At 51.7% G+C, this 14,358-nt stretch carries 15 protein-coding genes; 14 read left to right on the forward strand and 1 reads right to left on the reverse strand.

From position 1 onward, the window contains the following. The 14 genes from JJD74_RS29865 to JJD74_RS29930 form a co-directional block, all read left to right on the forward strand. A partial coding sequence (locus JJD74_RS29865) for a hypothetical protein (RefSeq protein WP_200617988.1) occupies nt 1-524 on the forward strand: 524 nt, incomplete at its 5' end. Between the two features lie 162 nt (nt 525-686). Further along, entirely contained in the window at nt 687-1,439 is a 753-nt protein-coding gene (locus JJD74_RS29870; protein WP_200617989.1) for a glycosyltransferase family 2 protein, read from the forward strand. Then, nucleotides 1,436-2,947, forward strand: coding sequence for a glycosyltransferase family 4 protein (locus JJD74_RS29875; RefSeq protein WP_200617990.1), 1,512 nt, complete (start codon nt 1,436-1,438; stop codon nt 2,945-2,947). The genes JJD74_RS29870 and JJD74_RS29875 overlap by 4 nt, the downstream gene beginning before the upstream one ends. Beyond that, the gene (locus tag JJD74_RS29880) at nt 2,935-3,849 is read left to right on the forward strand and encodes an NAD-dependent epimerase/dehydratase family protein (RefSeq protein WP_200617992.1); all 915 of its coding nucleotides are present in this window, start codon (nt 2,935-2,937) and stop codon (nt 3,847-3,849) included. The genes JJD74_RS29875 and JJD74_RS29880 overlap by 13 nt, the downstream gene beginning before the upstream one ends. Nucleotides 3,850-4,034: 185 nt before the next feature. Further along, nucleotides 4,035-4,241 (forward strand): hypothetical protein, encoded by a 207-nt coding sequence (locus JJD74_RS29885; protein WP_200617994.1) that lies wholly within the window; start codon nt 4,035-4,037, stop codon nt 4,239-4,241. A 255-nt stretch (nt 4,242-4,496) separates the two neighbouring features. Further along, nucleotides 4,497-5,939, forward strand: a complete 1,443-nt coding sequence (locus tag JJD74_RS29890) for a UbiA family prenyltransferase (protein ID WP_325167032.1) — start codon at nt 4,497-4,499, stop codon at nt 5,937-5,939. After that, nucleotides 5,936-7,249 carry an FAD-binding oxidoreductase gene (locus JJD74_RS29895; RefSeq protein ID WP_200617996.1) on the forward strand — a complete coding sequence of 438 codons (1,314 nt, stop codon included), beginning with the start codon at nt 5,936-5,938 and terminating at the stop codon, nt 7,247-7,249. The genes JJD74_RS29890 and JJD74_RS29895 overlap by 4 nt, the downstream gene beginning before the upstream one ends. Further along, nucleotides 7,246-7,986, forward strand: coding sequence for an SDR family oxidoreductase (locus JJD74_RS29900; protein ID WP_200617997.1), 741 nt, complete (start codon nt 7,246-7,248; stop codon nt 7,984-7,986). The genes JJD74_RS29895 and JJD74_RS29900 overlap by 4 nt, the downstream gene beginning before the upstream one ends. A gap of 30 nt (nt 7,987-8,016) precedes the next feature. Further along, complete coding sequence (locus tag JJD74_RS29905) at nt 8,017-9,486, forward strand: glucosyltransferase domain-containing protein (protein ID WP_200617998.1); 1,470 nt, start codon at nt 8,017-8,019, stop codon at nt 9,484-9,486. 1 nt (nt 9,487) lies between these two features. Further along, nucleotides 9,488-10,438 (forward strand): NAD-dependent epimerase/dehydratase family protein, encoded by a 951-nt coding sequence (locus JJD74_RS29910; protein WP_234451931.1) that lies wholly within the window; start codon nt 9,488-9,490, stop codon nt 10,436-10,438. A 2-nt stretch (nt 10,439-10,440) separates the two neighbouring features. Next, entirely contained in the window at nt 10,441-11,727 is a 1,287-nt protein-coding gene (locus JJD74_RS29915) for an NAD(P)/FAD-dependent oxidoreductase (RefSeq protein WP_200617999.1), read from the forward strand. After that, on the forward strand, nt 11,724-12,125 hold the full coding sequence (locus JJD74_RS29920; RefSeq protein ID WP_200618000.1) for a GtrA family protein: 402 nt from the start codon (nt 11,724-11,726) through the stop codon (nt 12,123-12,125). The genes JJD74_RS29915 and JJD74_RS29920 overlap by 4 nt, the downstream gene beginning before the upstream one ends. A 326-nt stretch (nt 12,126-12,451) precedes the next feature. Further along, nucleotides 12,452-12,868 (forward strand): hypothetical protein, encoded by a 417-nt coding sequence (locus JJD74_RS29925; RefSeq protein WP_200618001.1) that lies wholly within the window; start codon nt 12,452-12,454, stop codon nt 12,866-12,868. After that, nucleotides 12,865-13,827 carry a tyrosine-type recombinase/integrase gene (locus JJD74_RS29930; RefSeq protein ID WP_234451932.1) on the forward strand — a complete coding sequence of 321 codons (963 nt, stop codon included), beginning with the start codon at nt 12,865-12,867 and terminating at the stop codon, nt 13,825-13,827. Before JJD74_RS29925 ends, JJD74_RS29930 begins: the two co-directional genes overlap by 4 nt. Before the next feature lie 128 nt (nt 13,828-13,955). Here JJD74_RS29930 and JJD74_RS29935 read toward each other — a convergent pair whose 3' ends face one another. Next, nucleotides 13,956-14,267, reverse strand: a complete 312-nt coding sequence (locus tag JJD74_RS29935) for a type II toxin-antitoxin system RelE/ParE family toxin (protein WP_325167033.1) — start codon at nt 14,265-14,267, stop codon at nt 13,956-13,958. Nucleotides 14,268-14,358 lie beyond the last annotated feature (91 nt).

A 14,358-nucleotide genomic window follows, 5' to 3' on the forward strand; every position in this document is an offset into this window, starting at 1 on the left:
CACTGCAGACAGGCAAGGAGTGGCTCGAGGCTCAGTGGAAGGCATCGGAGGACGAGCGGGGTCGACAACAGGAGACGCTAGCTGCACTGCAGACAGGCAAGGAGTGGCTCGAGGCTCAGTGGAAGGCATCGGAGGACGAGCGGGGTCGACAACAGGAGACGCTAGCTGCACTGCAGACAGGCAAGGAGTGGCTCGAGGCTCAGTGGAAGGCGTCGGAGGACGAGCGGGGTCGACAACAGGAGACGCTAGCTGCACTGCAGACAGGCAAGGAGTGGCTCGAGGCTCAGTGGAAGGCGCAAGCGATCGAAGTTGATAGTATGCAGCAGTGTATTGCGGCGCAGGTGTCGCAGATTGGTCAACTTAAAGCAATACTCGTGGCGACAGAAAGTCAGCACGATGTGTTGGATGCGGAAAATATGCGCCTATCTTTCGAGCTGCAGCTTGCTCAGGAAAAGGCCGCCAAGTTGAAGCAAAGCCTATTTTTTAAGGTCGCCAGGAAGCTTGGGTTTGTTAACTATTTTTGATTTTTGGATGTGCAACGTGAACGAGTTTTTCTTTTCTACTTGTCATAACGTTTGTGATGCTTGCGGGTACACTATCAAAAGCTGATGCAATTAAGTAGCTAGCAGGTATAAACACGGCTTTCAGGCCTAAGTGATTAAATAAAGCAGGAAAGAGCTTGGCAAATGAATAGAAACGACCCCGTCGATGTGAGTCTCCTAATAACCTTCCACAGCGAAGGTGTGCTTGCACATGCTACATTGAATTCCGTCGAGCGCTGCCGAAAATACGCTGAAACTGCAGGAATTACTACGGAATACGTGTGGGTGCTGGATGCTGTTAACGACGAGACTCGCGAGGTTCTAATGACGCACCCCGCCGCAGCCGGTAACGTCAAGATCGTGGAAGTGGCCAACTGCGATGCAGGCCCCTCTCGCAACGCGGGTATCCAGGTGGCCCGTGGGACTGCGGTAGCCATTCTGGACGGCGATGACTATTTTTCGACGAATTGGATCGAGCGTGCTTGGTTCTTCCTCAAGGAATATGGCGATAAGGCTATCCTGCACCCCGAGTTCGTTGTAAATTTCGGCGCGCATTCGGCTTATTGCTGGCAGGTCGACCAAGCGGGCCAGTATTACGAACGGGATGGTCTTCTCGTGAATAACTACTGGACGTCGTGGACCTTCGCGAAGCGTTCGCTTTACCTGGCGTGCCCTTATTCGGTGTCTCGTCCTCTCCAGACTGGGTTCGGTTATGAAGATTGGCACTGGAACTGCGAATCGATCGCCGCTGGATATGAGCATCGTCTGGTATGGGGAACGGTGGGCTTTTATCGCCGAAAAAAAGTAAGCCGTGTTACTGCGGATACTGCTCTAGGAGCAATTATTCTTCCAACTAATCTATTCGCCAATAATGCACACTGTAAGGAAATACCATGAACCGCCGTAGTGTATTCATGTTTATGCGGTTCATGCACTTGGCGCTTGATCGTATACTCTCAACTGTTTTCGGCAGAAGGTTTCGCCAGAACTTCATCCGGTTTAGCTATTGGATAAAAAACTCCCTGTTTCCTGAATATGGTACCTATGTCCCGACACCGTCGGAAATCGGGCAGATTCCGCAGAGTGTCGTCTGGATGCCGCCCGCGATTCCTGGTTGGGTACTGGACGAGATGAAGGATTTAGCACGGGATATCGACCCCATCCTGTATCCAACGGATCAGTTCATAGCTAACTGCCAATATTACTCCTTTCCCGTCCTGCCGCGTCCCGGCAAAATTTACCTGGAGCTTATGCAGCGCTGCTCATCAGACCATTACACCCATTGCTTCGCGATCCCCTGGCTGAAGCGTGGAGGATCTGATTTGGTGACGCTCAAGCATATCGAGACGGCTGCCCGGATACCGGGCGGGAAGGTGCTAGTTATGATGACAGAGTCTGGGGATTCACCTTGGGTGTCGCGGATTCCCTCCGGTGTCGATGTCGTCGATGCCTCGCGCTTCGCGAGAGATATTTCCCACGATGAGCTGCTTCTGCTTATCGTGCGGATGCTGGTCCAGTTGCAGATCGACACTCTGCATATCATCAATTCCCGGCACGTCTGGGAGGTAGTGTGCCGCTATGGCCTCGCTGTGACCCAACGCACCCGTATATTTGCGTCGATCTATTGCGACGATTACGACCGCTATGGTCAGCCAGTGGGTTTTGCTCGCCAGTATCTGCCGGACTGCTATCACCGACTGATGACCGTTTTTACCGACAACAGTGCTTTCCCGACACTGCTGCGCAAGACCTACGGCTACAGCCCCGACCTGTTCCGTGTTCTCAAGAGTCCGGTCGATGTGTCGCTGGCGGAGGCCAGGAGGCCAGAAGGCCGCAAGGTGCTCTGGGCCGGGCGACTAGATCGTCAGAAGCGCCCCGACCTGCTGCTGGCGGTAGCGAAGGCGCTGCCCAACGTAGAATTCCACGTTTATGGAGATGCGGTGCTCGATTACAAAACCGGCGTTGTCGGTAGCCTCCAGAAACTGAAGAACGTCCGCATGCTGGGGAGCTTCGACGGTGTCGAGAGCCTTCCGTTTGCTGATTTTCCGGTCTTTTTGTATACATCTCAGTGGGATGGGACGCCGACGATGGTCATCGCTGCAGCTCTGGCATGCATTCCCATCGTTGCGTCTTGCGTGGGTGGTGTCGGTGATATCGTGACCGAGGCGCGAGGCTACCCTGTTGCGGATATCGAGAACGTCGCACTGTATGTCGCGCGAATCAACGAGGCGCTCGACAATCAGATGATCGCTGAGGCGAAGGCTGCAGCAGCTCGTGAGTACGTGAAGTGCGAGCACTCGGATGCGGCTTTTGCCTGCGCCATAGCTGCTACTCATGGTTACATGCCGGCAGACGCCGGTAGTAGGGGCATCACTACTGGAGGTCTAGAACAATGCAGTGCCTAGTGCTTGGAGCCGGTGGTTTCATCGGCACTAACTTGTGTCGGTCACTACTAATGAAGGGGCACACTGTACGTGCCTTTGGCCGTCGCCAGTCTTTTCCTGAGGCGCTGCGCGGTTGCGACTGGATACCGGGGGACTTCGCCGACCCCGCCAGCCTAGCGAGCACCATCAGTGGTTGCGATGTGGTTTTCCATTTAGTGAACGCCACTACCCCGGCTAGCGCTAACGTCGATAAGGTCGCCGACCTCAACGCCAATGTTGCTAGCACCCTACACCTGCTTGAGGCGTGTCGCGAAACTGGCGTGAGTCGTGTCGTTTTCGTGTCATCTGGTGGCACCATTTACGGAATCCCCGATCAGGTTCCGACACCTGAGACCGCGTCCACCAACCCTATTACTGCCTATGGCATTAGCAAGTTGGCGATTGAAAAATACCTCGGACTCTATGAGTACCTCCACCACCTTGATTACCGTGTGCTGCGGGTGGCCAATCCCTTCGGCCCCTACCAGACGGCGCTGAAAAATCAGGGGGTCATTGCAGCATTCGTTCGTCGTGCGCTAACTGGTCAGCATATTGAAATGTGGGGCGACGGTTGCGTCATTCGTGATTACATCTACATCGACGATGTGGTCGAGGCGCTTATCTTGGCTGCCACTCATCAGGGACCAAACCGCATCTTCAACATTGGCAGCGGTGAGGGCCGCAGCCTTAATGACATCGTTGCCGCGATTGCTAGATTGCTTGAAGTTGATATTCTGGTAGAACGCCGTCCGGCACGCTCAGTTGACGTGCCTGTTAGCATTCTCGACACAACGTTGGCCGCCCAAGATTTGACCTGGCAGGCAAGTACCCAATTTGAAGAAGGTCTGCGCGTTACTATTGCATGGATGAAATCCATGCATTGATATGAAGTTGGTTGTCAGCAAGGTCGCGAGTGACTCATCGGCAGGTGCGGTTGTTCCAGTTATAAATGCGATCAAGGCGGTTGCCGGGCGCGCCCAGGAGGCCGAAAAAGCCTGAGGGATGCCGTCGGTTGGGTTGGGTGGAAGTGGGCCGTTATCTGCGGTGCGCGAGTGCTGGACTGTTGGCCATGATCTGGTTGTTGGCGGTGTTTATGACGCCCCGCGGCAGCGAAATGGCTGATTTGCGAGCGAATGCCACTGACCTGGAGCGGCGCGGTGGCAAGCTCAAACTGAGCACCTGCGAGAAACGGCTGTGTGCCCGGATCGATGCCAAGGCGAGCGAAGTGGTCTACGGAGAGAACGGTGAAAAATGGATGATTCTCGATGGGTACTGACATGCCTCACTCTTTGTGGGGATCCAATCAGGTTGAGCAGGTGAGGTATGGACTGCGTTACGACTCTGTGATCAGCCATGTCACAGCATGCCTTGTCAGTCAATTTAATAGCCATTTCCGGTGAAGATATGTGCCATCCGTGGTAATTTTGCGCGCAAATGAAAGCTCGCATGCCTTTTAGTGGCCTTTGCTAAGGTCCCCATTGTTTTCCGGGGTTTATTTTTTTGAGCATCCAATAATCAGGGAAGAGTTCTTGTGACTGTCCATATTGCACCTACCGTTCTTCCGCTTATTGTCGATCTCGACGGTACCCTGCTTCGCTCCGATCTGCTGATGGAAACAGGTATGGCTTTTGTTCGGCATAAGCCCTTGAGCCTGTTTAAACCCTTTATTTGGTTGACCAAAGGCAAGGCAGTTTTAAAGGAATGCCTCTCCAATGCCACCAATATTGATGTCAGTGTCCTGCCTTTCGATCCTGCGGTCATTGAACTAATTGAAGTCGAGCGGCGTAACGGTCGGACCGTAGTGCTCGCGACAGCCAGCCATTACAGCCTGGCCGAACGTATTGCGGAACATCTTCAATTGTTTGACCAAGTGTTAGCCTCTGATAGCGAGCGAAACCTGTCGTGCCATCGTAAACGCGATCTATTGGTCGAGCACTATGGTGAGCAGGGCTTTGATTACGTGGGTAACTCTCATGACGACGTCCCTGTTTGGGCGGCTGCCCGGAAGGCTTATGTGGTCAATCCTGAATCCGGTGTTGAGCGTAGCGCTCGGGCACAGGGCAATGTCGTACAGGTGATTAACTCCAATCCTTCTGGGCTGAAGGACTGGTTGAAGGCGTTGCGGCTGCACCAGTGGATGAAGAATGCGTTGATTTTCGTACCTCTAATGGCGGCCCATCAACTGACCAACCCTATGCTTCTATGGCAGGGAGTATTGGCCTTTCTGTTTTTTGGGCTATGTGCCTCTAGCGTCTATCTGCTTAATGACTTATTGGATCTCGCCGATGACCGGCATCATCACTCCAAACGGAATCGCCCTTTTGCCGCTGGGCGATTGTCGATCAAGTCCGGGCTACAGCTCTTTCCCGTATTATTGGTTGGCGCTTTTTCCGGGGCTGCATGGCTTCTGCCTTGGGAGTTTTCCGGAATCCTCATGGCATACTACATATTAACTCTCGCCTATTCGCTGTCATTGAAACGACAGATGGCTATCGATGTGATCGCCCTGGCTGCGCTTTATACCCTGCGCATCATAGCTGGCGCGGCAGCATTCGGTTTGGAACTGACATTCTGGATTCTGGCGTTCTCGATGTTCATGTTCCTGAGCCTCGCACTGGTTAAGCGCTACGCAGAACTTCGCGAAGCAAGGCGCAAGGGCGATACCGGGAAAACCCGTGGGCGAAGCTACTATCCCGCCGACCTGGAAATGATTTCCTCGCTGGGCGCGTCTTCCGGTTATCTAGCGGTAATGGTCTTGGCTCTGTACATCCATGATCAGGCTACAACCGGGCTTTATGCCCACCCGCAAGTGATCTGGCTAGCCTGCCCGCTGCTCTTGTTCTGGATCACTCGAGTGTGGATGCTCACTCATCGCGGGCAAATGCATGATGACCCTGTAGTGTTCGCCATCCGCGACCGCATCAGTCTAGTCGTTGGCGCTTTGTTTGGGCTGGTGTTCTGGGTGGCAACATGAGCAGTCCGCTGTACTCTTGGGGATGCTATCCCTATACCCCGCAGACTGCACACGCGTGTAGCTGGCGTAGAGAAGTCGCGGCTCTGCGCGATGGTGTTGTCGCCACGCATGGGAACACCCTGCCATATGGCAACGGACGTAGTTATGGAGATAGTTGTCTAGCCGCGAGCAATCAAGTGTTGCACATGCGAGTCCTAGATCGCTTCATCCAGGTCGATTGGCAGCAGGGTACCGTGCGAGCAGAGGCAGGTGTAACCCTCGCCGAGATCCTAGCGATTGCCATCCCGCAGGGCTGGTTCCTATCAGTCACACCGGGCACCCAGTTCGCCACCCTCGGCGGGGCCATCGCTAACGATGTCCATGGCAAGAACCATCACCTGCGCGGCACCTTTGGCAACCATGTGCGGCGCTTGGGTTTGTTGCGACATAACGAAGAACCTATTACCTGTTCCCCTACCGAGTATCCAGAGTTCTACGCCGCCACTATAGGGGGGTTAGGTCTGACTGGGATTATCGTGTGGGCAGAAATTCAGCTTATCCCCATCCGCACCAGCCAGATCGATAGCACCGTAGTGCGTTTCAGCAACCTAGGCGAATTCTTCAGCCTGTCCGCCGAACTTGATCACCAGCATGAATACAGCGTCGCCTGGATCGACTGCCTGGCAAAAGACACTCAGACCGGGCGTGGCGTATTCATCGTGGGTGACCACGCACGTTATGGTTCACTGGAAGTGGACGAGCGAGCGAAGTTGAGCATGCCGCTGACGCCGCCAGTGTCTTTAATCAACAACCTGTCATTGCGAGCTTTCAATGATATGTATTGGAGGGTGCATCCTGCCCAGAGCACACGTAAACGCGGTAACTACGAGCCCTTCTTTTATCCGCTGGATCGCATACTGCATTGGAACCGTATCTACGGGCGCCGAGGTTTCCAGCAATACCAATGCGTGATACCCGACGCAGTAGCCGAGGTAGTCATGCGCGAATTGCTCGAAGCTATTGCCGAATCTGGCCAAGGCTCGTTTCTCGCCGTGCTCAAACGCTGTGGCAACATAGCCTCGCCAGGCCTGCTGTCTTTCCCGCTACCAGGAACTTCACTGGCATTGGATTTTCCGCAAAAAAATGATCTGAAGCCGCTGTTCGCTCGGCTGGATGCGATTGTGCGGGAGTCTGGTGGCCGGCTATATCCGGCTAAGGATGCACATATGAACGGCAGCGACTTCCGCCAGGCCTATCCGGCTTGGGAGCAAGTGGAAACCCTGCGCGACCCATCTCTGATGTCTAGCTTCTGGAAGCGAGTCACCGAATGAAACGAGTTCTAATTATTGGGGCCACCTCGGCCATTGCGACGGCTTGTGCCCGGTTGTGGGCTGGGCAAGGTAGTGAGTTTTTTCTCGTCGCTCGCAACAACGAAAAGCTTGAGCAAACCGCAGCTGATCTGCAAGCACGCGGAGCTCTGAAAGTAACCACCTACAATATGGATGCGACTGAACTGGCTGCGCATCCAGCAATGTTAGACAGCTGCATAAACGCCTTGCAGCAAATCGATATTGCTTTGATCGCGCATGGAACCCTTCCAGATCAACAAGCCTGTGAGCAGAATGTTAATGTGGCAATCCAGGAGTTTGTCAATAATGGCACTTCCGTTATCGCCATTCTAACCTTACTTGCAAACCAGTTTGAGTCTCAGCGGTGTGGCGCCTTGGCAGTTATCTCCTCGGTAGCGGGTGATAGAGGGAGACCTTCTAACTATCTTTATGGAACTGCCAAGGCCGCAGTATCTACGTTCTGTGAAGGTTTGCGTGCGCGATTATTCAAAGTTGGAGTCCACGTTATTACCATAAAGCCAGGTTTTGTGGATACGCCCATGACCAAGGGGTTACATCTACCGGCTGTGCTGGTTGCTAAACCAGAGCAAGTTGCTCTGCGTATCGTTTCAGGTATTGAGCGAAAATCTACAGTTTTGTACGCTCCTGGATTTTGGGCGTTAATAATGCTGATAATAAAACTCATACCTGGCTCCATATTTAAAAGAATAAATATATAGTATGAAGGATAATCACAGGAGTTTAGTTTGATGTTTGAAGGTGTTAAGGTTTGTGAGCGAACAAAGATTATATTTGTAGGGGCTTTTTTAGGTTTGCTCCTTAGCAAAGGAATGGCGTTGATCCCAGGACTTGGGCTTGATGACTATGCTGCACTGCAGCAGGATAGAAATCCTCTTTTCTATATTTCACAGGGAAGATACTTTCAAGCAGTCATACAATTAATATTAACAAATATAAACATTAGTCCCACATCAATATACTGGCCGGTTGAAATACTATTTTTTATTTCTGCAGCAGTAGCGATTACAGGAGGGATAGTATTCACTACTCGGCGGCAGGGATCTGCTTACATTCAGGCGGGAGTTGCGGCAATTATAGGGTCGCACCCGTACATTTCTGAGTACTTTTCTTTTCGCGAGTCATTAATTACACAAGGCTTATCATTTTTATTTTTGGCGGTTTTTTTTATAAGATTGTTAAATATAGAAAAAGATAATGAGATTAGATTTTCTAATATTAAATGGCTGGCGATTATTCTTGTGCTGATTGCGAGCACACAGCAAACGGTATTTCTAGTAGCATTATTTTTTGTTTTAACCAGATTTGCAATAGATACTACATATGCTGGAGGGATTAAATATGTAGGCCGCGCGCTACGCGCGAATTATGCGCTGTTTTCTATATTTGCGATTTCTGCAGTTATTTATGGGGTAATATTTTTCTCTACTGGGAAGTTGTTTAATATTTCTGGCGATGGCAGGGGGAATCTAATTGGCGTAATTGATTTTTATCCGAGAGTGCTAAATGTTATTTCATTGATCAATAATGTTATGTTTGAAGGTGAGCCGGTACTTTCAAAATCTGTAAAAATCGTTCTTTTGATAGCAGTGTTTGGCTCGATTTTAAGAGTTGGATCTAAAACACCACAAGCTGCCTTAATAGCTGTTGTTCTATTTTCCACTCTTATGTTAGGTAGTGTAATTCTAGTCGCTATCTCTAAAACTTGGTGGCCAGTACCGCGTGCAATATATGGCGTTTCTTTTGCTTTCGGCTTGACGTTGATATACACATCAGTTTTTATAGATGATTGGCAAAAATCTTTTTTCTCAATTATATCAGTCTCGGCGATTGGCTTATCATTTCATAGCAGCTCAATGCTGTATGATCAATATCGACTGAATAGATGGGATTTATGGACTGCTGGTAAAATAGTTTCTGATTTAACTAGCAGGAATGTAATGTCAGATAAAAAAATAATACTGGTTGGGGCTCACTGGAATTACCCTGTAGGACTTAAGACTGTCGAGGGTGATTTAAATATTTCAGCTCTTTCAGTATCTTGGTCGGTCAAATATCTTATAGGGGAATCTACCGGAATGGTATGGGATGTTACAAGTGTTGCGAGTAATGATATATGCAAGCCAGGTTTATTTTGGCCATCACCAGAGTCTATTCATGTTTACCCTGAAGAGGTAGTTGTGTGTATGGGGAGCAGATAGGTTGAAAAATATAAATTTTGAACAAAAAATCGTTATCCCGGGAGGCGCTGGTCTTGTTGGGCAAAATCTTGTGGCCCGTCTTAAGGCCCGTGGATATACCAAACTGACTGTCCTTGATAAGCACCATAAGAATATTGAAATATTGAAATTGGTTCAGCCTGATATAACAGTAGAATATGCTGATTTGGCAGAACCTGGTGACTGGCAACGACACTTCGTTGGTGCGGATGTTGTAGTCATGCTACAGGCGCAGATTGGTGGCAATGACTATCAGGAATTTGTGCGTAACAACGTAGACTCCACTGCTCTGATCCTTGAGGCGATTAAGGTTAATAAAGTCCCGAGCCTTGTACATATAAGTTCTTCGGTGGTGGAGTCAGCGTCCGATGACTTTTACACCAAAACCAAGAAAGATCAGGAGCGCATGGTGCTAGACAGCGATGTTGTCTGCCCAGTGTTACGTCCTACGTTGATGTTCGGTTGGTTCGACCGAAAACATTTGGGCTGGCTATCACGATTCATGAAAAAAGTGCCCGTATTCCCAATTCCAGGACATGGTCGGTATATGCGCCAGCCTTTGTATGTCGGCGACTTCTGTAATGTAATTATTAGTTGCATCGAGAACCGTGTGCGTGATGGTATTTACAATATTTCAGGCCACGAAAAAATTGATTATATCGATATCATTCGAGAGATCAAACGAGCTACCCGCGCTAAAACGCCAATCGTGCGAATTCCTTACCCAGTATTTTATACACTGATTTGGATCTGGGGGCAGTTCGATAAGAACCCGCCGTTCACCACCCAACAGCTCGCTGCGCTGAGCGCCAGGGATGAATTTGAGGTAATTGATTGGCCGGGTATTTTTGGTGTGCCTTGCACCAATTTTACTAGGGCAATCGATGAAACGTTTAACGATCCAACTTACGGTAAAGTAGTTCTGGAGTTTTGAGCATGGGGCAGCGTATTGCCGTTTTGGGAGCTGGCCCGATGGGCTTGGCTGTCGCCTATCAATTAGCGCGGGACGGTCATCAGCCCGTAGTGTTCGAGGCTGATGATCGAGTGGGAGGCATGACTGCTGCGTTCGATTTTTCTGGACTGAGCATTGAGCGCTACTACCATTTCCACTGCATTTCTGATCATGCTTTTCTGACTGTACTGGAAGAATTGGGCCTGGCCGATAGAATGTGCTGGGTTGAAACCAAGATGGGTTACTGGTATCAGAATCGGCTTCAGCCATGGGGCAACCCTGTGGCGCTGCTGAAGTTCCGCGGGCTGAGCCTGGTAGCCAAGTTCCGTTACGGGTTACATGCTTTTCTCTGCACCAAACGTAATGACTGGAGGTCCCTGGATAACGTCGAAGCGAAAGGCTGGATTCGCCGCTGGGTCGGCGCAGAAGCCTGGGAAGTACTATGGCGTCGTTTATTTGATTACAAATTCTACGACTATACCGATAACCTTTCTGCTGCATGGATCTGGAGTCGCATCCGGCGTATCGGTAGATCCCGTTATAGCTTGTTCCGGGAAAAACTTGGTTATCTGGAGGGAGGTTCGGAAACGCTACTCCAAGCGATAAAAAACGATATTGAAACCCGTGGCGGCGAAATACGTCTAAAGTCGCCTGTCAGTCGAGTAGTGATCGAGAACAAGAAAGTGCAAGGGGTCGAGGTGAACGGTCAAGTTGAGCGCTTCGACAAAGTAATCAGCACCATTCCACTACCTTATGTGCCGCGTGTCATGCCTGATCTGCCTGACGACATCTTGCAGCGTTTTCAAGCGTTGAAAAACGTTGCGGTAGTTTGCGTGATTGCCAAGCTACGTAAACCGTTGACCGAAAACTTCTGGTTGAACACCAATGATCCCGATATGGATATACCAGGACTGGTGGAATACACCAACCTGCGCCCATTGGATCAGCATATTGTCTACGTTCCATTCTATGTGCCTGGAGAACATCCTAAATTCGCAGAGCCTGATCAGGTGTTTCTCGATAAGGTGCAGCGCTACCTGAAAAAAATCAACCCAGAGCTTCGCGATGAGGACTTCATCGAGCTACGTGCCAGCCGCTACCGCTATGCGCAACCAATCTGTGATCCCGGCTACCTTGATAGGCTTCCGCCAGTGTCACTACCGGTCAAAGGATTGTGGGTCGCTGATACCTCTTACTACTATCCTGAAGACAGGGGGATTTCAGAAAGTATAGATTTCGGTAGGCAAATGGCACGGGATGCAAGTAAGTGATCCAGCAATTCATATCACGACAATTTCTAGTTTTCCTGCTTACTGGGGGCACGGCTGCGGCGGTCAACTTTGGCTCCAGAATGCTGTACAGCCGTTGGCTGGACTTTTCCAGCGCGATCATTCTTGCTTATCTCACCGGGATGATCACCGCTTTCGTACTGGCAAAGCTGTTCGTGTTCAAAGGTAGTGAGCAATCACTTCACCGATCTTTGATGTTATTTACTCTGGTCAACGTAGTGGCTGCGCTTCAGACTTGGGGTATCAGTATGGGCTTGGCATACTACGTCTTTCCTGCACTCGGCGTAAATTCATTCGTACATGAAATCGCTCACGCTATCGGTGTAGCCGTGCCTGTTTTTACCAGTTACATCGGACATAAACGTTGGTCTTTCCGATAAATATAAAAATGATCCACGCTATACCTTGGATGCGGGCGGTTGGCCAGGTGTCGCATAACTCCTAAGTCGCGCGACACAGCAAATCGCGCCGGATTAACGATCAGCGCCAGTCCCAATATTGGATAAGGGCCAGCCCTCCAATCAGGGCAGGAAACAGAACACCAAAGTGGGGGGAGTCTGGCGTTCAGGTAATCACGCATGAGCGGCCAGACCCCCGAACCCCAATTGGGGTGGATGCCAAAATTGTGGAACCTCTCCTGCATACATACTGATGGCTTTTATATATGTGATAATGTCCTTTATCACATATATAAAGGACTCATCCGATGGCTCAAGCGACCGCCCCTACGCCAACCCTTCGTCTTCAGCTACGTTTGCTGAGGGCGCCCGACGATTCGGCTGTCTTTGGTGCGGACTACCAAACGGAACTGTGCCAATTTAAGCAGCAGCTGGAGGTCACCGGTTTGGCGGTCTCCCCGACGTTTGCGACGGTCGACCGTGCCGGTGCCGTCAAAGGGCTAACCGGCCAGTTTCTGCTGTCGTGGGTGCCGGCCATCGGGTTGCCTCTAAAGACCCTGGGCGAAATCGCGATGGCCTGGATCAACGGTCGGGCCGGGCGCACGTTGCGCCTGACAGTAGGGGATGTTGAGTTGGAAGCCCACTCAAAAGTAGACATTGAGCGTCTGGTAGAGCAGGTCATCGCGCTTAAAGCACTGCTGGTTGAGCCGGACGCTAGGCGATGAATCCACTCGTGCGGGTGTCCACGGTGAGCCACACGCTCCCGGCGCTGATCAGCCACGCCGGCGAACGCGCGGGGATGCGCTTTTTGGAGTTTTTCACGGCCAATATCCGCAACCCGAACACGCGGCGCGCCTATGCACGCGCTGTAGATGAGTTTTTGAGCTGGTGCCAGGCGGTGGGTGTGCCTGATCTGGTTGCCGTGTCTCCGCTGCATGTGGCGGCCTGGATCGAGCTGCAGTGCCAGACGCTGGCCGCACCGTCGGTGAAGCAACGCCTGGCCGCGATCCGGCATTTGTTCGACTGGTTGGTCGTGGGTCAGGTGGTGCCGCATAACCCGGCGGCCTCGGTGCGCGGCCCGAGTCACACAGCGCGCACCGGCAAAACCCCGGTGCTTGATCCAAGCGAAGCACGACAGCTGCTCGACAGTATCGATATCGGCACCCCGGCCGGCTTGCGCGACCGGGCCTTGATTGCGCTGATGGTGTTTTCGTTTGCGCGTATCGGTGCCGCCCTGGCGATGAAGGTCGAAGACGTCTACACGCAAAATCGACGGCTGTGGGTACGGCTGCGGGAGAAGGGTGGCAAACAGCATGTCATGCCCTGCCACCACACATTGGAGGCGTACCTGCACGCCTACCTGGTGCAAACCGGGATCGACAGCGATCCGAAAGGGCCGTTGTTTCGCACCATTAGACGTGGTACCGGGCAGTTGAGTACCACGGCGCTACCGCAGGCCAATGCGCATGCGATGGTGCGCCGGCGGGCACTGGCAGCAGGGATTAAGACGCCAATCGGCAATCACAGCTTTCGGGCGACCGGGATCACGGCCTACCTGAAAAGCGGCGGCACCCTGGAGAACGCGGCAGCCATGGCCAACCATGCGTCTACGCGCACCACCCAGTTGTACGACCGGCGCCGCGATGAGATCAGCCTAGATGAGGTGGAGCGGATCTGGGTGTAACGGCCTACAACTTCGACGGTTTTCACCGTGAAAGCCGCCGCCTAGCTGCTTGGTGTGCATCGCTCGACGCTCTATCGAGCGCTGGATAAATTGGCGGCCGGTGTATGAGAGCAGGCCGTGATGCTGACTTATTCGGAAAGGCTGTTTTTCAGGTCGCGATAGAAGTTTTCATGGCTGCCAAGTTTCAACAGGTACAGGGTCACTGTCTCACCGTCGTACTCATACCCTAGCAGCGTAAGTTGCTTATTCAGCTTGAATTTGTAGACGCGGATACCCGCTAAATCAGCCACCTTAGCGTCACCCAGTAAAGGGTTGGCCATGATGGATTTGACGGCCTCATCCAATTCAACCTTCAGCTGTTTTGGCAGCTTTTTCACAACACGAGCAAATTCGTTGGCTTGTATGGGGATGTAAGCCGGAACCCCAGAAATTTCCGTCACCCTAGTTGGGTGGGCTCAACACTCGTGTCACCAGCTACCTTCTGGAGAATCGAGCTCGGCCATCCCTCCCTGGACGGGCATCGCTCGACGA

Origin of the sequence: Pseudomonas sp. MF6776 (assembly GCF_016613125.1) — a bacterium.
In the GTDB taxonomy this organism is placed as follows: domain Bacteria; phylum Pseudomonadota; class Gammaproteobacteria; order Pseudomonadales; family Pseudomonadaceae; genus Aquipseudomonas; species Aquipseudomonas iridis.

Bases quoted from the DNA above. Each gene is read 5' to 3' on its own strand.
- JJD74_RS29870 (WP_200617989.1), top strand. From the start codon at position 687: ATGAATAGAAACGACCCCGTCGATGTGAGTCTCCTAATAACCTTCCAC.
- JJD74_RS29875 (WP_200617990.1), top strand. From the start codon at position 1,436: ATGAACCGCCGTAGTGTATTCATGTTTATGCGGTTCATGCACTTGGCG.
- JJD74_RS29880 (WP_200617992.1), top strand. From the start codon at position 2,935: ATGCAGTGCCTAGTGCTTGGAGCCGGTGGTTTCATCGGCACTAACTTG.
- JJD74_RS29885 (WP_200617994.1), top strand. From the start codon at position 4,035: ATGATCTGGTTGTTGGCGGTGTTTATGACGCCCCGCGGCAGCGAAATG.
- JJD74_RS29895 (WP_200617996.1), top strand. From the start codon at position 5,936: ATGAGCAGTCCGCTGTACTCTTGGGGATGCTATCCCTATACCCCGCAG.
- JJD74_RS29900 (WP_200617997.1), top strand. From the start codon at position 7,246: ATGAAACGAGTTCTAATTATTGGGGCCACCTCGGCCATTGCGACGGCT.
- JJD74_RS29905 (WP_200617998.1), top strand. From the start codon at position 8,017: ATGTTTGAAGGTGTTAAGGTTTGTGAGCGAACAAAGATTATATTTGTA.
- JJD74_RS29915 (WP_200617999.1), top strand. From the start codon at position 10,441: ATGGGGCAGCGTATTGCCGTTTTGGGAGCTGGCCCGATGGGCTTGGCT.
- JJD74_RS29925 (WP_200618001.1), top strand. From the start codon at position 12,452: ATGGCTCAAGCGACCGCCCCTACGCCAACCCTTCGTCTTCAGCTACGT.
- JJD74_RS29930 (WP_234451932.1), top strand. From the start codon at position 12,865: ATGAATCCACTCGTGCGGGTGTCCACGGTGAGCCACACGCTCCCGGCG.